Genomic DNA, 20,788 nt, shown 5'->3' on the forward strand with positions numbered 1-20,788 from the left:
CTCAACGGTTCGTGACGGGATAGACACCCTGCGGACGCCACAGCAAGATGGCGACCATGAGCGCGATGTTGGAAAACAGCGCCACCTTGGGGGCCAGAAAGCCGGTGTAGTTGGCCATGAGCCCTACCAGCAGCGCGCCAATCAGCGCCCCGCCCGTGCTGCCCAGGCCGCCGATGATGATGACGATGAAGATCAGCACGTTGACCTGCGCGCCCATCTGCGGCACCACGTTTTGCTGGTACAGGCCCCACATCACGCCGCCCAGCCCCGCCAGGGCCGAGCCCACCACAAACACCGCCACAAACAGGCGGCGAATGCGGTAGCCCAGGCTTTCGACCATCTCGCGGTCTTGCACACCGGCGCGGATGAGCAGGCCGACCTTGGTGCGCGACAGCGTCCAGGCCAGCACGCCAAACACCACCAGGCCCACGGCCACGGCGACCAGGCGGTATTTCTCGATGGCGGCATCGCCCAGCAGCAGCGAGCCGCGCATGCCGCCCGGCAGCGGCAGCGGGATTTGCTGGGGGCCCCAGATGACCTTGATGAGTTCCTCGCCAATGATCATGCCGCCCATGGTGATGAGGATTTGCTTGAGGTGCTGGCCATACACGGGCCGCACGATGAAACGCTCAAACGCCAGGCCCAGCGCCCCGGCCACTGCCATGGCCACCAGCATGGCGGGCAGCACCGCCACCATGTTGCGCCACAGCTGGTCAGAGCCCGTCCAGTCGCCCATCGCGCCCAGCACGCTGGTGGCTACGAAAGCGCCCAGCGCAATGAACACGCCGTGGCCAAAGTTGAGCACGTCCATCAGCCCAAACACCAGCGTGAGGCCCGAGGCGATGATGAAGATGATCATGCCCATGGCCAGCCCCGCCACCGTGAGCGTGAGCCAGGTGCTGGGCGAGCCCACCAGCGGCAGCGTGACGAGCGCGAGCAGCGGCACCAGCGCCAGGGGCTTCCAGTCGAAATCGCTAGCAGTCATGCGGGCGGTCATGCGTGGCCTCCGGGTTGGTTTTGATTCACTATTTTTTTGATAGCTGCTTGCGCTTTATCCATAAGCGCTGGAGGCATATTTCGCTTGTAATTCATAGCGACAGCCCCAGCAGCGACTGCTGCAACGCCTCGTCGGCCGCCAGCGCGGCCATGCTGCCTGCGTGCACCACGCGGCCGTTGTCCATCACGGCGACGTTGTCGCCCAGGCGTTTGGCAAAGTGGATGTTCTGCTCGACGAGCAGGATGGTCACGCCGCTCTTTTTGAGCTGGTCGAACGCCTCGATCATGTTGTTGATGATGGCGGGGGCCAGGCCCTTGCTGGGCTCGTCCACGATGAGCAGGTCACGCGGCTCGATGATGGCGCGGGCCACGGCCACCATCTGCTTTTGTCCGCCGCTGAGCTTGCCCGCGGGGTGGTTCCAGAACTTCTCCACGGCCGGGAACAGCCGGAAGATCCATTGCAGCCGCGCGGCGTCCATCTGCGCTGCGTTGCTGGCCTTGCGTGCGGCCAGCAGCAGGTTTTCCTTCACCGTCAGGTCGGCAAAGATGCCCATGTTCTCGGGCACGTAGGCAATGTTGAGCCCCGCTATCTGCGGCGTGTGCAGGCGGGTGATGTCACGCCCATTGAAGTGGACGCTGCCCTGCGAGGCCTGCCACAGGCCCATGATGGTGCGCAGCGTGGTCGTCTTGCCCGCGCCGTTGCGGCCCAGCAGCATGGTGAGCTGGCCCTTGGGGATGGCCAGGTCCACGCCGTGCAGGATGTGGTACGCCCCGATGTGCGTGTGAACGCCTTTGAGTTCCAGGAGGTTGGCGGTGCTGCTCATGCGGCCTCCTTTTGCTCATCCTTGGAGACGCCCAGGTACGCCTCCTGCACCACGGGCGAGGCGATCACCTCGGCCGGAGCGCCGTCGGCCACCAGCGTGCCGTTGGTCAGCACAATGATGCGGTCGGCCAGCTCGCGCACCACGTCCATCTTGTGTTCCACCAGCAAGATGATCTTGGTCTTGTCTTTTTTGAGCTCGCGGATCAGGTTCAGGATCACCGGGGCCTCGTCGTGGCTCATGCCTGCGGTGGGCTCGTCAAACATGTAGACCTGTGGCTCCAGCGCCATCAGCAAGGCCACTTCCAGCTTGCGCTGATCGCCATGCGGCAGGCTGGCCACGGGGGTCTCGCGCCGCTCGAACAGGGCCACGGTTTGCAGAATGTGCTGCGCCCGCTCGGTGAGCTGGCGGTGGTCGCTCCAGATGCTCCACAGGTTGAGCCCCCGGCGGTGCGAGCCGGCCTGCGTGGCCTGCACGGCCAGGCGCACGTTCTCCAGCACGCTCAGGCTGGGGAACAGGTTGGTGAGCTGAAACGCCCGGCCCAGCCCAGCCCGGGTGCGAGCCGAGGGGCTGAGCGCCGTCAGGTCACGCCCGCCCAATTGCACGCTGCCCGCACTGGCCTTGAGCTGGCCCGAGATGAGGTTGAAGTACGTGGTCTTGCCCGCGCCATTGGGGCCGACGATGGCGGTGAGCGTGCCCGGCGCAAAGGCACAGGTCACGCCATTGACCGCCACATGGCCGCCAAAGCGGATGGTCAGGTTGTGGGTTGCAAGCATGAAGGCAGCAGGTGGTGGAGTGGCAAACGACAGGCCAACACAAAAATCAAGGTCAAAACAGCCCGTGGCGCCTATCTAATAAGCGCTAGCAGCTATCAAATTCGCAGCAATCGAGCACGATGACTGCACTTAGCACGGCCGATGTCAGCGGCCACCGCGCAAGGGCCTGAGCCGGCCGCACCGCCCCGCCGCGCTGGTGGCGTCCCCCTTCCCGCTTCGCGCAGCGAAACGAGAGAAGGGGGAAGCGGCAAAGCCGCTCAGGGGGATGCTCACCTCTTGTTCCGGATGGGAACGTTCATCTCTTCGGGCTTGATCTCGCGCACCAGCTCGGGCACGCCCCAGGCAAAGGCCGGGTCCACCTTGATCTTGAAGTGGTACATGCTCTGCAGGGCCTGGTGGTCTTCCTTGCGGAAGGTCATCTTGCCCTTGGGCGTGTCAAAGCTCATGCCTTCCATGGCCCGGATGAGCTTGTTGGTGTTGGTCTCGCCGTTGGTGGCCTTGAGGGCGGTGACCAGCGCCATGGCCGAGGAGAAGCCCCCGGCGGTAAAGAAGTCTGGCGGGGCCTTGAACTGCTTGTAGTGGGCCGAGACCAGCGCCTCGTTCACGGGGTTCTTGGGGATGCCGAAGTAGTAGTACGTGGCCCCTTCCATGCCAGGGAAGGCCTTGTAGCTGGCCATGGCGGGCAGGATGTTGCCACCCGTGGCCACGTCAATGCCAAAGCGCTTGGACAGCTCTTGCGCGGCCAGCGCGGCATAGGGCGGCGTGCCGCCAGCCCAGATCACCATCACCACCTTGCGGCCGGGCTGGTCCTTGAGTTTGTCGACCACGCGCTGGATGCCAGCGGTGAAGTCGGTGGTGCTTTGCGGCAGGTATTCCTCGTGCACCAGCTTGGCGTTCTTGATGGCTTCCTTGAAGGCCTTCACGCCGTCGCGACCAAAGGCATAGTCTTGCGCCAGGGTGACGATGGTGGTGCCCGCCTTGTCCACCGCCACAGCGTTACTGATAGCGTCCTGGCTGCTGTTGCGGCCGGTGCGGAAGATGTACTTGTTCCACTTGTCGCCGGTGATGGCGTCGGCCACAGCGGGCTCCACCAGCAAGATCTTTTTGTATTCCTCGGCCACAGGCAGCAGCGCCAACGCCACGCCGCTGGAGGTGGGGCCGACGGCAATGTCGGCCTTGTCGTCCGAGTAGGCGGAGGCCAACAGGCTCTTGCCCAGGTCGGGCTTGCCCTGGTCGTCTTTCTCGATCACCACAATCTTCTTGCCGCCCACCTGCATGGTGCCGCCGGTGGCGTAGTCCAGGCCCATCAGCAGGCCGGTCTGCGTCTGCTTGCCGTAGGCCTCCAGCGGGCCGGTTTTGCTGTAGATGTGGGCGATGCGGATTTCGCCCGACTGGGCCCAGGCGGGGGCGGCCAGGCTGGCAGCGAGAACGGTAACGGTGGCGGCGGCAGTGACCAGGGTGCGGCGTTGCATGGCGGTTGTCTCCTGTGGTTATGCAGGCTGTAGTGCACATGGCGTGCCAGCGAGCGCGGATTGCACAGGGGCGCGCAAGTGGTTGATTTGATTGGGGCCCGCACCAGAGTGGCCACGATCACTTCACCCATATGATCAATATTCAGACAAATCAACGACTGAAATTCAGTCAACTGTCTGTTTTTAGATCAGGGTTTTCCAGACGTTCATACAGCGTGGCCCGCGAGATGCCCAGCTGCCGTGCGGTGGCCAGTTTGTTGCCGCCATTGGCCTTGAGCGTGGCGGCAATGGCGCGGCGCTCCAGCTCTGCCACCTGCTCGGCCAGGGGGCGCAGGTAGCGGGCGTCGTCGTCGGACTCCAGTGCGGTGGCGCTGCTCAGCTCGGCCACGGGCGCCGGGGCGGCGGGCTCCACGCCCGCCTCGCGCAGCACGCGGGCCAGTTGGGCGGCGTCGACGGTGCTGGAGTCGCTGCGCATCACCGCCTGCTCCAGCACGTTGCGCAGCTCGCGGATATTGCCGCGCCAGGGCTGGCCCGCCAGCAGGGCCAGGGCGTCGGGCTGCAGCTCGGGCGGCGGTGTGCCGTTGCGCAGGGCCAGGTCTTCGCCCAGGGATTCGACCAGCGCGGGGATGTCACTGCGCCGCACGCGCAGGGGCGGCACCCGCACCGGCAGCACATGCAGGCGGTAGAACAAGTCTTCGCGGAACTTGCCCTCGCGCACCAGCGCGGCCAGATCGCGCGAGGTGGCGGCGAGGATGCGCACATTGAAGGGCACGAGCTTGTTGCTGCCCAGCGGCTCGATCTCGCCCTCTTGCAGCGCCCGCAGCAGCTTGGCCTGCAGGCTTTGCGGCATGTCGCCAATTTCGTCGAGGAACAGCGTGCCGCCATCGGCCAGCTTGAACTTGCCGTCGCGCCCCTTGCGATCGGCACCGGTGTAGGCGCCGGGGGCCACGCCAAAGAATTCGGCTTCGAGCAGCGTGTCGGGCACGGCTGCGATGTTGACGCTGACAAAGGGGCCACTGGCACGGCTCGATGCAGCATGGATGGCGTGGGCCAGCAGCTCTTTGCCCGTGCCCGTCTCGCCCAGCAGCAGCACCGGGCTGCTGGACTGCGCCGCGCGCCGTGCCTGGCGCTTGACCTCGGCGGCCGCAGGGCTCGAGCCAATGAAGCTGGCAAAGGTGTACTTGGCGCGGCGCTGCCCGTCGCCCAGGCCCGCCCCCACCAGCGTGCGGCTGCGCTGGCTGGCCAGCTCGCGCCGGGCGTCGTCCAGGTCGCGCTGCAGCAGCGCAAACTTGCTGATGAGGGGCTGCAACGTGGTCTCAGGGTGGTCAAACAGCACGATGCCGATGGCTCCGATCACGCGATCGGCCTCGTCGCGCAGCGGAATGCGGCTGACCACAAAAGTGCCCGCATGGTTGGTGAGCAAATCCACCAGCACGGGCTGGCCGGTGGCCAGCACGCGGTGCATCTGGGTGTTGGGGATCACGTCCTCCACCATGCGGCCCACAAACTGGTCGACGGACGAAAACCCCAGGTCAGGCAGAAAGCGCAGGTAGCCCTCGTTGATCCACACAATGCGCCCGCTCAGGTCAATGAGCAGCATGCCCTGGCTGACGCTGGAAAACAGCTGGAACATAGAGCGCGCCGCCAGTTCCAGAATGCCTTGGGCATCGAGCGGCAGTGCGGGGGTGTCGTCTTTGAGCGGGGGCATGGGGCGATGGTAGCGCGGGGCCCGTGGGCCATTGCCATGCCGCGCATGGGATGGCGATTTGCTACCAAAAATATAGCTGCTAGCGCTTTATGGATAAGCGCCAGGGGCCTTTTTACCTGATTAGCTACTTGCCTCAGACACCACTCCATCCGTTCGGGCTGAGCCCGTCGAAGCCAGGGCTTGCCGCGTGCGTGCAAGGCTTCGACAAGCTCAGCCCGAACGGGTGGGGACGAGAAGGCGTCTGAGGCAGGTCGCCAATCAGGCCTTTTTACTTATGAACCCGTTCCAAGACCTCGGCAGAGGTGGCCTTGGAGTCGAGGGGGGTTTGCAGCGCTGCGTGCTCTCCCACGGGCAGGTCGCCGGGCGGCCCCCAGCCTGGCACGCCGCGCACAGCCCTCAGGCCCTGGGCCATGCGCAGCACCACCACGGGTTGCTGCAGCACATGCACACCAGGCGCCGGGCTGGCCTGGTCCACCAGAATGCAGGGCTTGCCCGTGCGGCGGCAATGGTCTTGCACGCGCCAGTATTCGTCGTGGCTGATGCAGCCGGTCTGGCAGATCACCAGGTCCGCGGCGGCCAGGCTTTCGTCCAGATCAGGCTGCGCGGGCGCGGCGCTGTGGCTTGCTTGGGGCCGGCCTGCAAGGGTGGCTGCCGCTGTCGGGCTCGCCACAGGCGCATCGGCCAACAAGCCTGCCCCCTTCTCCCCGCCTGCCCCCACCACGGCTTGCAAGCGCCAGCGCAAACATTCGCGTGAGAGCATGGCCACCCGCTCGGCCAGGGTGCGGATGTGCCGTGCTATCTCTTTGCGCCGGGGCAATCCGGGTGGCTGGGCCTGCCGGGCCTCTTCCAGCGCAGCACGGGCTTGCTCCAGCCGCGTGTCGCGCACGATGACGGCCGCGCGCAATCGCACCACGTCGCGCTGCAGCCGCTCCAGCTCGGCAGCCTGCGCGGCCATGGCGGCGCTGCAACGGGTCTGCGCTTCGCCCAGTTGGCGGCACAGGGCCAGAAACTCTTGCGATAGTGAGTGCATGCGCCATCCTTGCAAATAAGAACGATTCGCATTTTAGAGTACAATCTGCGGCGTGAAAGCAAGTACCTGGTGGGAGGGCATCGGGGGACCACCCCCCGATGCCTGCTTGCGAAGCCAACGTGATGGGGGTGGGTGGCCCGGTTCTCCTCCCACCCCGCAGCACCTTGGCTGTGCACTGCGGCTCAGCCCATAGGGCACATCCCCGCGCCTGCCCACTCGTACTGCATGTTTGCAAAGCGAATCGCGGGCCATTGCCCTGCTCTGCGCTGTACCCACGCGCACCCGCCCTATTCCCGTCCTTCTGCTACTTTGTCCGCGCCCATGAAAAAAGGGTGTGCAGACATCGCCGCACACCCTCAGGGGTCACTCGTCCGATGCACCTGGGCAGCGGCAGTGAAAGGAAGATCAGCCTGCGCTGGCCTCCACCGCCTGGATTTTTTTGGCCGCCCAGCGGCGCAGCAGGCGCGGCACGATCAGCACGGCCAGCACGATGACGATCAGCGTGACCGAGCCTGGGCGCTCCAGGAAAATCGTCCACTTGCCTTCGCCAATCGACACGGCATTGCGCATTTGTGCCTCGGCCAGGGGGCCCAGGATCATGCCCACCACCACCGGTGCGGCCGGGAAGTCGTAGCGGCGCATCACCACGCCCAAGAGGCCAATCGCGTACAGCAGCACCAGGTCGAACGCGCTTTGGCGCATGCCGTACACGCCCAGCGTGGAGAAGACCAGAATGCCCGCGTACAGGTACGACTTCGGGATGTTCAGCAGCTTGACCCACAAGCCCACCAGGGGCAGGTTCAGGATCAGCAGCATCACGTTGCCGATGTACATCGACGCGATCAGCGCCCACACCAGCGCACCGTTGGTATCAAACAGCTGCGGGCCGGGCTGGATGCCGTAGTTCTGGAACGCGCCCAGCAAGATGGCCGTGGTGTTCGATGTGGGAATGCCCAGCGTGAGCAGCGGAATCAGCGTGGCCGTGATGGCCGCGTTGTTGGCAGCCTCGGGGCCTGCCACGCCTTCGATGGCGCCGGTGGTGCCAAACTCTTCCTTGTGCTTGCTGAGCTTCTTTTCAGCGGCGTAGCTCAGGAAGGTCGGAATCTCGCTGCCGCCCGCAGGCACAGTACCAAAAGGAAAGCCAATGGCCGTGGCGCGCAGCCAGGCGGGCCAGGAGCGCTTCCACTCTTCCTTGGTCATGTGGGTGCTGGTCAGGCGGTTCTGGGTTTCGTCCGCCTTGCCTTCGTACATCACGTTGTACAGCGCCTCGCCCACGGCAAACAGGCCCACCGCAATCAGCACCACCTCGATGCCGTCCATCAGCTCAGGCACGCCACCGGTGTAGCGGGCCTGGCCTGTAATCTGGTCGATGCCGATGAGGCCCATGGCCAGGCCGACAAACAGTGCCACCATGCCACGCAGCGTGCTCTTGCCCAGCACCGCGCTCACGGTGGTGAAGGCCAGCACCATCAGCATGAAGTATTCAGGGGGGCCCAGGCGGATGGCGTATTCGGCCACCAGGGGTGCGCAGAAGGTAACCAGGATGGTGGCGATGGTGCCCGCAACAAACGAGCCAATGGCTGCCGTGGCCAGCGCGGCGCCGGCGCGGCCATGCTTGGCCATCTTGTTGCCTTCCATGGCCGTGACCATGGAGCCCGCCTCACCCGGCGTGTTCAGCAGGATGGAGGTGGTGGAGCCACCATACATGGCGCCGTAGTAAATGCCGCCAAAGAAGATCATGGAGGCCGTGGCCTCGACCTTGACGGTAATGGGCAGCAGCATGGCCACGGCCACTGCGGGACCAATGCCTGGCAACACCCCCACGGCGGTGCCGATGATGCAGCCCACAAAGGCCCACAGCAGGTTGATGGGAGTGGCAGCGGTGATGAACCCCTGCATCAAGAGATTGAGCGTATCCATAGCGTGCTGGCTTTACAGCCACCCCGTGTTTGTGAGGCCGGGCAGGTTGATGGCCAGCAGTTGCGTAAACATCCAGTACACCGGCGCCGCTACGGCGATGCCAATGGCCGAGTCCTTGATCCAGGCTTGCAGGCGCAGGTCCAACTCGCCCTCCGAGCTTTTGAAGCCCCGCACCGACAGCACGAAGCACAGGGCGCAGCTCAGGATGAAGCCCAGGGTGGTGATGAGCAGTGCATTGAGCAGCAACCCGGCAGACACCCAGATGAAGCCCTTCCAGTGCGCACGCTCGTCGCCCGAGCCGTCTTCCAGCTCGCGAAAGCCGCCGGTCTGCGCGTGCACCACGCACAGCACCCCGCAGATCAGCAGCACGATGGCCACCACCCAGGGAAAGAAGTTGGGCCCCACGCCGCCGTAGCCTGCCTCGGAGCTGACAGAACTGGCCCCCCAGGCCAGCAACCCCGCCAGCGCCACAATGCCTACGCCAATGAGGGTCTGCAACGGCTTGGAGCGCGATGAATGTTGTTGTGTCATGATTTTTTCCTTCGCACCAACTGGCACAGCGGCGCTGCGCCCGCCCCATCAGGACAGACGCAAAGCCGCTGCAGCCCTACCTCGCTTTAGATCATTCCGGACTTGGCCATCGTGGCGCGCAGGCTGGCAAACTCAGCGTCCACGAAGTTGGAGAACTCGTCGCCCGCCAGCCACGCGGGGGTCCAGCCGTTCTTGTCCATGGCGTCTTGCCAGGCCTTGTGCTTGAAGGTCTTGGCCAGGGCATCGATCAGGGCCTTGCGCTGCTCGGCCGTGATGCCAGGGGCGCCATACACGCCGCGCCAGTTGCCGATGTCCACGTTGATGCCTTGCTCCTTGAGCGTAGGCACATTGACGCCCTTGAGGCGGGTGGCCGATGTGACGCCCACGGCGCGCATCTTGCCCGCCGAGATGTACTCGGCAAACTCGCTGTAGCCGCTGCCGCCGACGGTGACGTTGCCACCCAGGATGGCGGCCGTTGCCTCGCCACCCCCACGGAAGGCCACGTAGTTGATCTTGGCGGGGTCCACGCCCACTTCACGCGCAATCATGGCGGCGGCAATGTGCTCGGTGGAGCCACGCGAGCCACCACCCCACTTCACGCTGCCGGGGTCTTTCTTGAGCTGCTCGACCACGTCCTTCATGGTCTTGAAGGGCGAGTTGGCAGGCAGCACAAACACGTTGTATTCACTGGTCAGGCGCGCCAGGGGGGTGACCTTGTCCAGGCCCACGGGTGGCTTGCCGGTGATGATGCCGCCCAGCATCACAGCGCCCATCACCATCAGGGCGTTTGGATCACCCTTGCTGGAGTTGACGAACTGCGCCAGACCGATGGCGCCCGCAGCGCCGCCCTTGTTGTCATACGAGACCGAGGAGGCAGCGCCCGCCTCTTGCATGGACTTGCCCAGGGCACGGCCCGTGGTGTCCCAGCCGCCACCGGGGTTGGCGGGGATCATCATTTTCAAAGCGGCAGTCTGCGCCGACACTGGCAGGCTGCCAGCGGCGGCCAGGGCGGCCAAAGACTTGAGGAAAGTATCGCGACGCATCGGTGTCTCCTGGAACGGTTAGCGAATGCTGGGATGATGCGCGCGCTGCCTGTCAAAAGGCTGTCTGCGAACTCAGGGAAAACACCCATACGGCGATGGCGCTGCCGCGCCCCAGCCTGGGTGTCGCAATCCGGCATTTCCCCTTGAAAACTCTGGAAACCACGGCCCAGTCGGTGCTATGGTGCCGCGCATGCAATTGCTCCTTGTAGAAGACGACCCCACCATGCAGACCACCTTGCAGCGGGCGCTAACGCGCCGCGGCATGGAGGTGGCAGCGGTGGGCGACGGCAAAGCCGCTCTCACCCAATGGGTGGGCCGGGTGCCGGACGCCGTGATCCTGGACCTGACGCTGCCCGGCCTGGACGGGCTGCAAGTGCTGCAACGCGCCCGCGCCCTGGGCCTGCGCACACCGGTGCTGATTCTCACCGCCCGGGGCACCGTGGGCGACCGCGTCATGGGCCTCAATGCCGGGGCGGACGACTACCTGCCCAAGCCCTTTGACCTGGATGAGCTGGAGGCCCGCCTGCGCGCCCTGGTGCGGCGCAGCGCCGACCCAGGCGCCACCCCGGTGGGCGGCAACACCACACAAATCGGCGCCATCCGCTATGACAAGGACAGCGGTGCGCTGTACCTGAATGGCGAGGTGATGGAGCTGACCCCGCGCGAGCTGGCCCTGATGCACGCCCTGCTGGCCCAGCCCGGCCATGCCGTGACCAAGGAGCGGCTGTACGAGCTGGTCTTCCCGGGCCAGTTGGATGTGCAGTACGAAGCCATTGAGGTGGTGGTGTACCGGCTTCGCAAGAAGCTGGCGGGCACGGGGCTGACGCTGATGACGCTGCGCGGGCTGGGCTATTTGCTGCGCACCGATGCACAGGCCTGAGACGGCAAGAGAAGAAAAGAAAGCGCCCTGCATGACCGAGCCGCTGCAAGCCACCCACTCGCTGCGCCGCAGGCTGCTGCTGGGCATTTTGCTGCCGGTGGTGGCGTTCATCAGCTTCAACACCTACAGCCTCTACCACCAGACGCTGGCCTCGCTGAACACCGCTTACGACCGCACGCTGTTGGCATCGGCCAAAAGCATCAGCGAGCAGCTGGATGTGGAGGGCTTTGACGACGACGCCCACATCCGGGCCATCGTGCCCTACTCTGCACTGGAGGCGTTTGAGGCCGACAACCAAAGCCACATGTTCTACCGCGTATCGACCCAAAGCGGCGAGGTGATCTCGGGCTTTGACGACCTGCCCGAGTGGCGCGGCAAGATCCCTCTGAAGCCGCCCTACGCCGCGCTGGTGGATTTTTACGACGATGTCTTTCGCGACCAGCCCGTGCGGGTGGCCGTGCTGCTGCAGCCTGTGGCCAGCGCCGAAGGGCGCGGCATGGCCGTGATCCAGGTGGCCGAGACGCTGGAAGTGCGCGAGACGTTGGCGCTGCAGATTCTGTGGAAGACCCTGCTGCGGCAAGCCCTGCTGATTGCGGTGATCGCCTTCACCGTGCTGTGGGTCGTGCAACGCGCCACGCGCCCGGTGCGGCACCTGAGCCTGCAACTGCAGGCCCGTGGCGAAGGTGACCTGAGCCCCATCGCCGCGCCCACAGCCCCACGCGAACTGCAGCCCCTGATTGCCGCCACCAACCAGGTCATGCAGCGGCTGCGCCACCTGCTGCGCCACCAAAAGCGGTTTGTGCGCGATGCATCGCACCAGCTGCGCACCCCCTTGGCCGTGCTCAAAACCCAGGTGCAATCGGCCCTGCGCGGTGACATGCCTGCCGAGCAGGCCCTGCATGAAATCAGCGACACCGTGGACCGCGCCACCCAACTGGCCAACCAGATGCTGGCCCTGGCCAAGGTGGAGCAACTGCGCCAGCAAAGCGAGCCGCCCATCACCCGGCTGGACGAGGTGCTGCGCACCGTAGCGCTGGAGATCTCGCCCCTGATCGCACAACGCGACCTGGACTTTGGCATCCAAACCGAGGCGGCCCCCGTGCGCGCCCATGAGTGGATGCTGCGCGAGCTGACCCGCAACCTGCTGCACAACGCCGTGCGCCACGCGCCGCCCGGCAGCGAGTTGACGGTGGACCTGCGCAGCGACGCACACCACACCGCACTCACCATCAGCGACCACGGCCCAGGGATTGAGCCGGAGTTGGCATCACGGCTCTTTCAGCCATTTTCTGCCGGTGATGTGCGCAGCGGCAGTGGCCTGGGCCTGGCCATTTGCCAGGAGATCGTGCAGGCGCTGGAAGGCAGCATTGCGCTGACCAATCGCGAACAGGGAACCAGGGTGCTGGGGCTGGACGCCGTGGTGCGCCTGCCGCTGGCGCGGCCGCAGCCAGACGCGGGCCACCCCACCATCCCCCACGGCAGCGAATAAGGCAACGCGGCACAATCCACCCCCATGAATGTGACCGAAACGATGCGCCTGGACAAATGGCTTTGGTGCGCGCGCTTTTACAAAACCCGCAGCCTGGCGACCGAAGAAATCAGCAAAGGCCGCGTGACCGTGAACGGCCAGCAGGCCAAGCCCGCGCGCGACCTGCGCTGCGGCGACACCGTGGCTTTGCGCCAAGGCCCCGTGGCCCGCACGGTGCTGGTGCGAGCGCTGAGCGGTGCCCGGGGCCCTGCCCCTGTGGCCCAGCTGCTGTACGAAGAGACGGTGGAAAGCATCGCGGCCCGCGAGCAGGCGGCAGAACAAAGGCGCTTGGCGCCCGAGCCCGCTGCCACCCTGCAAGACGGGCGCCCCACCAAACGCGACCGGCGCAACATCGAGCGTGCCCAGGACTGGGGCAGCCGCTGGAGCGCATCCATCGACGAGTGAGCGCCCAGCCTCACGCAGATCAAAGCAGCTGCAGCGTCTAAGAACCTGTTCAAAGCTGCCTGACACCCTCGCGCCACACGGGTTTTATTAAGAATAATTCGCGTTTGTTTTATCATCCGAGGGTTACAACCCCGAAAGAAGCATTCCATGTCGAAGACCGTGAAAGCCTTGCTGACCGCCTGCGCACTGGCCGCCACTGCGGGCGCCGCATTGGCCCAAGAACAAGTGGTGAACCTCTACTCCGCACGCCACTACTCGACCGACGAGGCCCTGTACACCGGCTTCACCAAAGCCACTGGCATCAAAATCAACCGTGTGGATGCTGACGATGCAGGCATCCTGGCGCGCCTGAAGGCCGAAGGCACAGCCTCGCCAGCCGACGTCATCCTGCTGGTGGACGCTGCGCGCCTGTACAAGGGCGAAGTGGATGGCCTGTTCCAGCCCATCCAGTCCAAGCTGCTCAACGACGCGATTCCTGCCAACCTGCGCAGCACGCCTGCAGCCGACGGCGGCATTTCGTGGTTTGGCCTGTCTACCCGCGCACGCGTGATCGTCTACAACAAGGTCAAGGTGCAAAAGACCGATGTGGACACCTACGAGTCTCTGGGTGACCCCAAGAACAAGGGCAAGCTGTGCATTCGCTCGGGCTCGCACCCTTACAACCTGAGCCTGTTCGGCGCCGTCACCGAGCACATGGGCGAGCAAAAGGCCGAAGCCTGGCTCAAGGGCATGGTGGCCAACCTGGCACGCCCCCCCAAGGGTGGTGACACCGACCAGATCAAAGCCGTGGCCGCTGGTGAGTGCGATATCGGCGTGACCAACACCTACTACCTGGCCCGCATGATGCGATCCAACAAGCCCGAGGACGTGACTGTGGTCAATAAGGTGGGGGTCGTGTTCCCCAACCAATCCTCCTGGGGCACGCACATGAACATCGCTGGCGGCGCCGTGGCACGTTACTCCAAGAACCAGGCCAACGCCGTCAAGTTCCTGGAATACCTGGCCAGCCCAGAAGCCCAGAACTACTTTGCCAATGGCAACAACGAGTGGCCTACCGTCAAGGGCGTGACGCTGGACAACCCCGCCCTCAAGGCCATGACCGGTGGCGCGCCATTCAAGAGCGAAACCATCCCGATCAGCGCCGTGGGTGCGAACGTGACCAAGGTTCAACAGATGCTGGACCGCGTCGGCTTCCAGTGATCTGAGGGCATCCTCCCAGTTCTATCAGCCCGGCTCTGCCGGGCTTTTTTGTGCCCGCAAGCGCAATGCAAGCACCAAAGACAAAGAGTTTTGGGGTTTGAGAATGCGCCTGAAGGATAATTGACGTTTACGTTAACGTAATTCACAAAGGAGATGGCTCATGGAGATCAAAGGCAAAGTATTCATCGTGACCGGCGGCGCTTCGGGACTGGGTGAAGGCACGGCACGCATGCTGGCGCTGCGCGGCGGCACCGTGGTGATTGCGGACATGCAGGCGGACAAAGGCGAAGCCGTGGCGCGAGACATTGGCGGCACCTTCATGCGCTGCGATGTCAGCAGCGAAGCCGACGGCCAGGCCGTGGTGGACAAAGCCGTGTCCTTGGGCAAGCTGATGGGGCTGGTCAACTGCGCCGGCATTGCCCCTGCGGAAAAAACCGTGGGCAAAAATGGCGCGCACTCGCTGGCCTTGTTCAGCAAGACCATCACGGTGAATTTGCTGGGCAGCTTCAACATGATCCGGCTGGCCGCCCAGGCCATGTCCCAAAACACCCCCGAAGTGACTGGCGAGCGCGGCGCGATGATCTCCACGGCGAGCGTGGCAGCCTACGACGGCCAAATTGGCCAAGCCGCCTACTCCGCATCCAAAGGCGGCATCGTCGGCATGACCCTGCCCATCGCCCGCGACCTGGCGCGCAACGGCATACGCAACATGACCATCGCCCCCGGCATCTTTGGCACCCCCATGCTGTTCGGCATGCCCCAGGAAGTGCAGGATGCGCTGGCCGCAGGCGTCCCCTTCCCCAGCCGCCTGGGCACGCCGGAAGACTACGCCAAACTCGCTTTGCACATCTTTGAAAACGACATGCTCAACGGCGAAGTGATCCGCCTGGATGGTGCGATTCGCTTGGCCCCTCGTTGAGCCAGGCCAAGGAATCAGGGCATACAAACGCTATATATTTAATAGCACCTCACGCTTATTCCTCGCGCGCAGGGGGCATATTTGGCATCAAACCCGCCAAAACGCTGCTTGGCGAGGCTTCGCGCCACGCTGAACACTCGGCTGGTACCACCGCCCGCCGCGCTGACAACGCGGCGGTTCTATTTTGGCCAGGAGCTTGCCCATGCCCCGCCTCCCTTACCCCACGACTGAGTGGCCTCGCGCCAAAAGCTGTTCCAAGGCGGCCGCTGGCACGGGGCGGCTGAAGTGGTAACCCTGCCCCGTGTCGCAACCCAAGCCCAAAAGCACGTCGCTCTGCGCGGCCGTTTCCACGCCCTCGGCGATGGTCTCGAGGCCCAGGCTTTGCGCCAGGCCAATGATGGCGCGCACGATGTGGGGCGCACTAGGGTCGTCGCCCAGGTGGCGCACAAATGACTGGTCGATCTTGAGCTTGTGCACCTTGAGGCGCTGGATGTAACTGAACGACGAGTACCCGGTCCCAAAGTCGTCGATGGACAGCTGCACGCCCAGGTCATACAGCTGCTGCACGATGGCAATCACCTGTTCTGGCGCATCCATGGCAATGCCCTCGGTCAGCTCCAGCTCCAGCATCTGCGGCGGCACCTCGCTGTCAACCAATGCCCGGCTCACCACGTCCACCAGGCCCGGGTGACGGAACTGCACCATCGACAGGTTCACCGCCACCACCAGCTCGGTGTGGCCCGCATCGCGCCATTGCCGCGCCTGGGCCAGCGCGGTGCGCAGTACCCACTCGCCCATGCCCAGAATCTGGCCGCTGCTTTCAGCCACCGGGATGAACTCGGCCGGGCCGACGGCACCCAACTCAGGGTGAGTCCACCGCAGCAAGGCCTCCACCCCCACCAGTTGATGGTCCTTCAGCCGGATTTGCGGCTGGTAGTGCAGCGTCAGTTGCCCGTGCACCAGGGCACTGCGCAGGGCGTTCTCGATCTTCAGCACCCGGAGCGACTGCGCCTGCATGTCTGCCGAGAAAAAACGGTAGGTATCGCGCCCAGATTCTTTGGCACGGAACATGGCGACATCGGCACGCTGGGCCAGGGTTTCAAAGTCGCTGCCGTCCTCTGGGTACATCGCAATCCCTATCGACGATGTCACCACCAACTCGTGGTGCTGCAGCTTACAGATGCGCCGCACCTGCGCTTGCAGCCCATCGGCCACGTGGGCGGCCTGCTGGGCATCGGTGAGCGGCAGCACGATGACAAACTCGTCCCCACCCTGCCGGGACACCGTGTCTTCGTCGCGCACCACCGACTGCAAGCGCTGCGCAATCTCGATCAGCAGCCCGTCGCCCACCTGGTGGCCCAGCGAGTCGTTCACGTTCTTGAAGTGGTCCAGATCCAGGTACAACAGGGCCAACTGATGGCCGCTGCGCTGCGTCAATGCAAGAGCCTGGCTGAACCGAGAGGCGAACATCGTGCGGTTGGGCAGGCCGGTCAGCGCATCAAAGTTGATCAGCTTGCGAATCCGCTCCTCGTCACGCCGGCGTTCTGTCACGTCCTCCTGCACAGCCAGGTAGTGGGTGATGTGGCCCTGCTCGTCCAGCAGGGGCGAGATGATGGCGGACTCGTTGTACTCGCCGCCACCTTTGCGGCGGTTTACAAACTCACCGCGCCACGGACGGCCAGAGGTCAAATGGGCCCACAGGTCGGCATACACACTCGCAGGCGTGGCGCCCGCGCTCAGCAGGCGTGGGTTGCGGCCAATCACCTCCTCGGGGCTGTAGCCCGTCGTGGCGGTGAATGCAGGGTTCACGTATTCGATGTTGCCGTCGGCGCCTGCAATGAAGATGGAGTTGGGCGCCTGCTCCACGGCATGGCGCAACTTGCGCAAGGTGTCCAGCATCTGCACCCGCTGGGAGATGTCACGCGACAGCACCACAAAGTGATCGTCTGCTTCATCGTCCATCACCTTGCGCGCCACGGACAACTCAAACCAGTGCGGGCCATCCGGCAAGTCCAGCACATACTGAAAATCACGGGCCAGGCCGTGCTCAGCCGCCGCATCGATCGCAGCCTGCGCCACGGCCGCCGCTGCTGGGGGCAGGATGTCGTGGATCGACCGGCCCACCACCTCGCTGGCCGGCATCAGCAGCAACTCGGGCTGGCGCGTATGGATCTGTACGTAACGGCCATCGCGGGTCACTTCAAACATCAGGTCGGGCACCGCATCCAGCACGGCGCGCATGGCTTTGTCGGACTGCTTGAGCACCCGGTATGGCGCCTCGATGGTGCCCACAAAGATGGCCCGATAGAGGTAGTAGTACCCCACCACCTTGTACAAATGGCCCAGCAGATTGAAGGGGTCGGTCGCGATGACGTAGAACGTGAAAAAGAACTCGCTCAGGGCCATCACCCACACGGCAGCAAACAACCTGGCCACATCAAAGGCGGCACGCTCCCGCGCCCAGCGAAGCAACAGCAGCAGCGACACTGCATACAAGGCGACCACACCGTATTCGGAGGCGATCTTGAACCGCGTCAGCCCTTGGGCATCGTAAGTCTGCGGGTACCACTGCGGAAACCAGAAAACGATGGCATGGACAACAGCCACCACGGCCAAGACCAAGGCCACCACCGCAAACCTGCCAGGGCCTGGATCGGCAACATCACCCGGCTCGCGCCAATGCAACGCGACTGCACCCAGGAGCGTCAACGCCCCCAAATACCGGGCGGGCAACCAGAAATTGATCCCCTTGGCCACCGAATTGGGCGTGATGTAGTCCGGCATGCCGGCAAAGGACAGCATGTGCGAAAAATCCAAGACCGCCACCCCCAAAAAGCCGCAGGCCAGAAGAAGGACGTTCCGCTGGGGATTCAGGCTGTGCGCCTTCCACCCCACCGCAAACACCAACGCCGACACGGCAATGGACAGCGTCTCCAGCACTTGGTGCAATGTGAGGTAATGGCCCACACGCTGTGGAGTTGCCACCGAAAAATAGGCCCAGGCTGCAATCACTCCACCCGTCAACAGGTAGAGCACCGGGGCTACCGCTTTGAAGCTGGCCAAGTGTTGTGGGTGAATCTGCAACCGAAGAAGGTTCATGGGCGCCTGATGGTCTCTGAGAGGCACCTGAGTGGTGCGGTGGCATGCAGACGATTCTTGCACAGGCCTCACCACTTGTAACAAACCTGGCCACAACCATACGGTTCAAGCGCGGCTTTCGTGGCCTGCGGGTCAGTTAAGTCATTCATCAAGGCATAAAAAAACCGCTGCAGCCTTTCGACTACAGCGGTTTATGCTTGGCGGAGTGGACGGGACTCGAACCCGCGACCCCCGGCGTGACAGGCCGGTATTCTAACCAACTGAACTACCACTCCTGGTAGATAGCTTTTGCTTGTATCTCTGACACAAGCCAAGCGCTACAACTTGGCGACCCCACGGGGATTCGAACCCCGGTACTCACCGTGAAAGGGTGATGTCCTAGGCCTCTAGACGATGGGGTCAAAACCTTGGAACTAACCGAACTGATACTGACAAATTTGGTGGAGGTAAACGGGATCGAACCGATGACCTCTTGCATGCCATGCAAGCGCTCTCCCAGCTGAGCTATACCCCCACGGAACTTCAATTGCTTGAAGACCCAGCCTGAATGACTTCAGGCCCTGGATTTGGCGGAGTGGACGGGACTCGAACCCGCGACCCCCGGCGTGACAGGCCGGTATTCTAACCAACTGAACTACCACTCCTGGTAGATAGCTTTTGCTTGTATCTCTGACACAAGCCAAGCGCTACAACTTGGCGACCCCACGGGGATTCGAACCCCGGTACTCACCGTGAAAGGGTGATGTCCTAGGCCTCTAGACGATGGGGTCAAAACCTTGGAACTAACCGAACTGATACTGACAAATTTGGTGGAGGTAAACGGGATCGAACCGATGACCTCTTGCATGCCATGCAAGCGCTCTCCCAGCTGAGCTATACCCCCTTAATGGCTTTGACTTAAATCTAAGTCATCGTCATCACAGCCTTGAATTATATACAGATATTTAGCGGTTTTGCAAACGTGCGAGAACTTTTTCGCGGCCAACCAGTTCAAGCACGGCGTCCACAGAAGGCGTATGGGCGGTACCCACGGTCAACACCCGCACTGGCATGGCCAGTTGAGGCATCTTGAGGCCCTGCTCTGCCAACGTGGCTTTGAACGCAGCACTGATGGAAGCCTTGTCCCATGCACAAGCAGCCAGGGCTGCAGCCAGGGAATCCAGGGCCGCAAAAATGGCGGGGGTCACATGCTGCTCCATTTCAGCAGCTTGCGGCTTGACATCGCCATAAAAGACAAAGGCCCAGTCCGCCAGAGCCGCGGTGGTGTCGCAACGGTCCTTGAACAAACCACAAATGCGAGGCAAGCGACCGTCGTCCAGTGCCGACCGATCAATGCCGCGTTGAACCAACTGCTCTGCCACCAAAACGGCCAACGCCTCGTCTGCGGTTGTCTTGATGTGCTGCGCGTTCACCCAGCGCAGCTTGGCATCGTCAAACTGTGCTGCACTGCGGCCCAGATGGTCCAGGTTGAACCATTGCAAAAACTGCTCACGGCTGAAAATTTCATCGTCGCCATGGCTCCAGCCCAGGCGGGCCAGGTAATTGATCATGGCCTCGGGCAGATACCCTTCGTCGCGGTACTGCGTCACTGGCTTGGCGCCATTGCGCTTGCTCATCTTCTCGCCCTGCTCGTTGAGCACGGTAGGCAAATGCGCATACACCGGCGGCTCAGCCCCCAAAGCACGGAAGATATTGATCTGGCGCGGCGTGTTGTTCACGTGGTCATCGCCTCGGATCACGTGGGTAATTGCCATGTCGATATCGTCCACTACGACGCAAAAGTTGTAAGTGGGGGTGCCATCGGGGCGTGCAATCACCAAATCGTCGAGTTCGTCGTTGCGGATCTCGATGCGACCTTTGACCTTGTCATCCCAAGCAACCACGCCATCTTTGGGATTGCGAAACCGCAGCACAGGCTGAACACCTTCAGGGATCGCAGGCAGTGTTTTGCCTTCCTCAGGGCGCCACGTACCGTCGTAACGGGGCTTTTCCTTGGCAGCCATCTGGCCCTCACGCAGTGCATCCAGCTCGGCCACACTCATGTAGCAAGGGTATACATCCCCTTTCGCCAGCATTTGGGCCAGCACGGCCTTGTAACGGTCCATGCGCTGCATTTGATAGAACGGCCCCTCGTCGGGCTCCATACCCAGCCACTGCATGCCCTCCAGGATGACGTCCACCGCCGCTTGGCTGGAGCGCTCCACGTCTGTATCTTCGATGCGCAAAATGAAATCCCCACCAGTGGCGCGCGCAAACGCCCAGGGGTACAGCGCAGAGCGAATATTTCCCAAATGGATAAACCCAGTGGGAGAAGGAGCAAAGCGGGTGCGCACGCGCGCAACGTTGGTTTCTGTCATGGCAATAGGGGTGAGCCAACGCGAAGTGTGCCGCGCAGCTCAGGGGTAAATCAATAAATCAAAGGGCTCGGCCACCCAATAAAGGAAGGGCGGCCAAAGGGAG

At 63.5% G+C, this 20,788-nt stretch carries 16 protein-coding genes and 6 tRNA genes; 5 read left to right on the forward strand and 17 right to left on the reverse strand.

What is annotated here, in order from left to right; all coding sequences use genetic code 11:
* Nucleotide 1: 1 nt before the first annotated feature.
* The 9 genes from CLU88_RS06730 to CLU88_RS06770 form a co-directional block, all read right to left on the reverse strand.
* Nucleotides 2-985, reverse strand: coding sequence for a branched-chain amino acid ABC transporter permease (locus tag CLU88_RS06730; protein WP_099658697.1), 984 nt, complete (start codon nucleotides 983-985; stop codon nucleotides 2-4).
* A 103-nt stretch (nucleotides 986-1,088) separates the two neighbouring features.
* Complete coding sequence (locus CLU88_RS06735; protein ID WP_099655931.1) at nucleotides 1,089-1,820, reverse strand: ABC transporter ATP-binding protein; 732 nt, start codon at nucleotides 1,818-1,820, stop codon at nucleotides 1,089-1,091.
* Entirely contained in the window at nucleotides 1,817-2,593 is a 777-nt protein-coding gene (locus tag CLU88_RS06740; RefSeq protein ID WP_099655932.1) for an ABC transporter ATP-binding protein, read from the reverse strand. Before CLU88_RS06740 ends, CLU88_RS06735 begins: the two co-directional genes overlap by 4 nt.
* Before the next feature lie 269 nt (nucleotides 2,594-2,862).
* A complete protein-coding gene (locus tag CLU88_RS06745) occupies nucleotides 2,863-4,065 on the reverse strand; it encodes a substrate-binding domain-containing protein (protein WP_099655933.1) in 1,203 nt (400 codons plus the stop codon).
* A 169-nt stretch (nucleotides 4,066-4,234) separates the two neighbouring features.
* Nucleotides 4,235-5,773 carry a sigma-54-dependent Fis family transcriptional regulator gene (locus tag CLU88_RS06750; RefSeq protein ID WP_099655934.1) on the reverse strand — a complete coding sequence of 513 codons (1,539 nt, stop codon included), beginning with the start codon at nucleotides 5,771-5,773 and terminating at the stop codon, nucleotides 4,235-4,237.
* Between the two features lie 268 nt (nucleotides 5,774-6,041).
* Nucleotides 6,042-6,803 carry a DUF2325 domain-containing protein gene (locus CLU88_RS06755; RefSeq protein WP_099655935.1) on the reverse strand — a complete coding sequence of 254 codons (762 nt, stop codon included), beginning with the start codon at nucleotides 6,801-6,803 and terminating at the stop codon, nucleotides 6,042-6,044.
* A gap of 405 nt (nucleotides 6,804-7,208) precedes the next feature.
* Complete coding sequence (locus tag CLU88_RS06760; RefSeq protein ID WP_099655936.1) at nucleotides 7,209-8,723, reverse strand: tripartite tricarboxylate transporter permease; 1,515 nt, start codon at nucleotides 8,721-8,723, stop codon at nucleotides 7,209-7,211.
* Nucleotides 8,724-8,735: 12 nt separating this feature from the next.
* On the reverse strand, nucleotides 8,736-9,254 hold the full coding sequence (locus CLU88_RS06765) for a tripartite tricarboxylate transporter TctB family protein (protein WP_099658698.1): 519 nt from the start codon (nucleotides 9,252-9,254) through the stop codon (nucleotides 8,736-8,738).
* 86 nt (nucleotides 9,255-9,340) lie between these two features.
* Nucleotides 9,341-10,297 carry a tripartite tricarboxylate transporter substrate binding protein gene (locus CLU88_RS06770; protein ID WP_099655937.1) on the reverse strand — a complete coding sequence of 319 codons (957 nt, stop codon included), beginning with the start codon at nucleotides 10,295-10,297 and terminating at the stop codon, nucleotides 9,341-9,343.
* Nucleotides 10,298-10,487: 190 nt separating this feature from the next.
* Between CLU88_RS06770 and CLU88_RS06775 the strand changes: the two genes are divergently transcribed.
* The 5 genes from CLU88_RS06775 to CLU88_RS06795 all read left to right on the forward strand — a co-directional run bounded on the left by CLU88_RS06775 (nucleotide 10,488) and on the right by CLU88_RS06795 (nucleotide 15,229).
* Entirely contained in the window at nucleotides 10,488-11,177 is a 690-nt protein-coding gene (locus CLU88_RS06775) for a response regulator transcription factor (RefSeq protein ID WP_099658699.1), read from the forward strand.
* A gap of 31 nt (nucleotides 11,178-11,208) precedes the next feature.
* The gene (locus CLU88_RS06780; protein WP_099655938.1) at nucleotides 11,209-12,666 is read left to right on the forward strand and encodes a sensor histidine kinase; all 1,458 of its coding nucleotides are present in this window, start codon (nucleotides 11,209-11,211) and stop codon (nucleotides 12,664-12,666) included.
* A gap of 24 nt (nucleotides 12,667-12,690) precedes the next feature.
* Entirely contained in the window at nucleotides 12,691-13,110 is a 420-nt protein-coding gene (locus CLU88_RS06785) for an RNA-binding S4 domain-containing protein (RefSeq protein ID WP_099655939.1), read from the forward strand.
* Between the two features lie 147 nt (nucleotides 13,111-13,257).
* Nucleotides 13,258-14,310: an extracellular solute-binding protein gene (locus tag CLU88_RS06790; protein ID WP_099655940.1), complete on the forward strand. Its 1,053-nt coding sequence runs from the start codon at nucleotides 13,258-13,260 to the stop codon at nucleotides 14,308-14,310.
* 160 nt (nucleotides 14,311-14,470) lie between these two features.
* Nucleotides 14,471-15,229 carry a 3-hydroxyacyl-CoA dehydrogenase gene (locus CLU88_RS06795; RefSeq protein WP_099655941.1) on the forward strand — a complete coding sequence of 253 codons (759 nt, stop codon included), beginning with the start codon at nucleotides 14,471-14,473 and terminating at the stop codon, nucleotides 15,227-15,229.
* 216 nt (nucleotides 15,230-15,445) lie between these two features.
* Here the strand turns inward: CLU88_RS06795 and CLU88_RS06800 are convergent, their stop codons facing one another.
* The 8 genes from CLU88_RS06800 to gltX form a co-directional block, all read right to left on the reverse strand.
* On the reverse strand, nucleotides 15,446-18,328 hold the full coding sequence (locus CLU88_RS06800; protein ID WP_099655942.1) for an EAL domain-containing protein: 2,883 nt from the start codon (nucleotides 18,326-18,328) through the stop codon (nucleotides 15,446-15,448).
* Between the two features lie 198 nt (nucleotides 18,329-18,526).
* Nucleotides 18,527-18,603: transfer RNA gene (locus CLU88_RS06805), tRNA-Asp, on the reverse strand.
* Between the two features lie 50 nt (nucleotides 18,604-18,653).
* Nucleotides 18,654-18,729: transfer RNA gene (locus CLU88_RS06810), tRNA-Glu, on the reverse strand.
* A 37-nt stretch (nucleotides 18,730-18,766) separates the two neighbouring features.
* A tRNA-Ala gene (locus tag CLU88_RS06815) sits at nucleotides 18,767-18,842 on the reverse strand.
* 53 nt (nucleotides 18,843-18,895) lie between these two features.
* Nucleotides 18,896-18,972 (reverse strand) — tRNA-Asp (locus CLU88_RS06820).
* A 50-nt stretch (nucleotides 18,973-19,022) separates the two neighbouring features.
* Nucleotides 19,023-19,098: transfer RNA gene (locus CLU88_RS06825), tRNA-Glu, on the reverse strand.
* Between the two features lie 37 nt (nucleotides 19,099-19,135).
* A tRNA-Ala gene (locus CLU88_RS06830) sits at nucleotides 19,136-19,211 on the reverse strand.
* Between the two features lie 61 nt (nucleotides 19,212-19,272).
* Nucleotides 19,273-20,685 carry a glutamate--tRNA ligase gene (gltX, locus tag CLU88_RS06835; RefSeq protein ID WP_099655943.1) on the reverse strand — a complete coding sequence of 471 codons (1,413 nt, stop codon included), beginning with the start codon at nucleotides 20,683-20,685 and terminating at the stop codon, nucleotides 19,273-19,275.
* Between the last annotated feature and the right edge of the window lie 103 nt (nucleotides 20,686-20,788).

Source organism: Acidovorax sp. 56 (assembly GCF_002749705.1).
Taxonomy (GTDB): domain Bacteria; phylum Pseudomonadota; class Gammaproteobacteria; order Burkholderiales; family Burkholderiaceae_C; genus Acidovorax.

What these genes read in the sequence shown, in the direction of transcription:
- CLU88_RS06760 (WP_099655936.1), bottom strand. Translation starts at nt 8,723, where the DNA reads ATGGATACGCTCAATCTCTTGATGCAGGGGTTCATCACCGCTGCCACT.
- CLU88_RS06790 (WP_099655940.1), top strand. Translation starts at nt 13,258, where the DNA reads ATGTCGAAGACCGTGAAAGCCTTGCTGACCGCCTGCGCACTGGCCGCC.
- CLU88_RS06785 (WP_099655939.1), top strand. Translation starts at nt 12,691, where the DNA reads ATGAATGTGACCGAAACGATGCGCCTGGACAAATGGCTTTGGTGCGCG.
- CLU88_RS06780 (WP_099655938.1), top strand. Translation starts at nt 11,209, where the DNA reads ATGACCGAGCCGCTGCAAGCCACCCACTCGCTGCGCCGCAGGCTGCTG.
- CLU88_RS06730 (WP_099658697.1), bottom strand. Translation starts at nt 985, where the DNA reads ATGACTGCTAGCGATTTCGACTGGAAGCCCCTGGCGCTGGTGCCGCTG.
- CLU88_RS06775 (WP_099658699.1), top strand. Translation starts at nt 10,488, where the DNA reads ATGCAATTGCTCCTTGTAGAAGACGACCCCACCATGCAGACCACCTTG.
- CLU88_RS06765 (WP_099658698.1), bottom strand. Translation starts at nt 9,254, where the DNA reads ATGACACAACAACATTCATCGCGCTCCAAGCCGTTGCAGACCCTCATT.
- CLU88_RS06745 (WP_099655933.1), bottom strand. Translation starts at nt 4,065, where the DNA reads ATGCAACGCCGCACCCTGGTCACTGCCGCCGCCACCGTTACCGTTCTC.
- CLU88_RS06795 (WP_099655941.1), top strand. Translation starts at nt 14,471, where the DNA reads ATGGAGATCAAAGGCAAAGTATTCATCGTGACCGGCGGCGCTTCGGGA.
- CLU88_RS06735 (WP_099655931.1), bottom strand. Translation starts at nt 1,820, where the DNA reads ATGAGCAGCACCGCCAACCTCCTGGAACTCAAAGGCGTTCACACGCAC.
- CLU88_RS06750 (WP_099655934.1), bottom strand. Translation starts at nt 5,773, where the DNA reads ATGCCCCCGCTCAAAGACGACACCCCCGCACTGCCGCTCGATGCCCAA.
- gltX (WP_099655943.1), bottom strand. Translation starts at nt 20,685, where the DNA reads ATGACAGAAACCAACGTTGCGCGCGTGCGCACCCGCTTTGCTCCTTCT.
- CLU88_RS06755 (WP_099655935.1), bottom strand. Translation starts at nt 6,803, where the DNA reads ATGCACTCACTATCGCAAGAGTTTCTGGCCCTGTGCCGCCAACTGGGC.
- CLU88_RS06770 (WP_099655937.1), bottom strand. Translation starts at nt 10,297, where the DNA reads ATGCGTCGCGATACTTTCCTCAAGTCTTTGGCCGCCCTGGCCGCCGCT.
- CLU88_RS06800 (WP_099655942.1), bottom strand. Translation starts at nt 18,328, where the DNA reads ATGAACCTTCTTCGGTTGCAGATTCACCCACAACACTTGGCCAGCTTC.
- CLU88_RS06740 (WP_099655932.1), bottom strand. Translation starts at nt 2,593, where the DNA reads ATGCTTGCAACCCACAACCTGACCATCCGCTTTGGCGGCCATGTGGCG.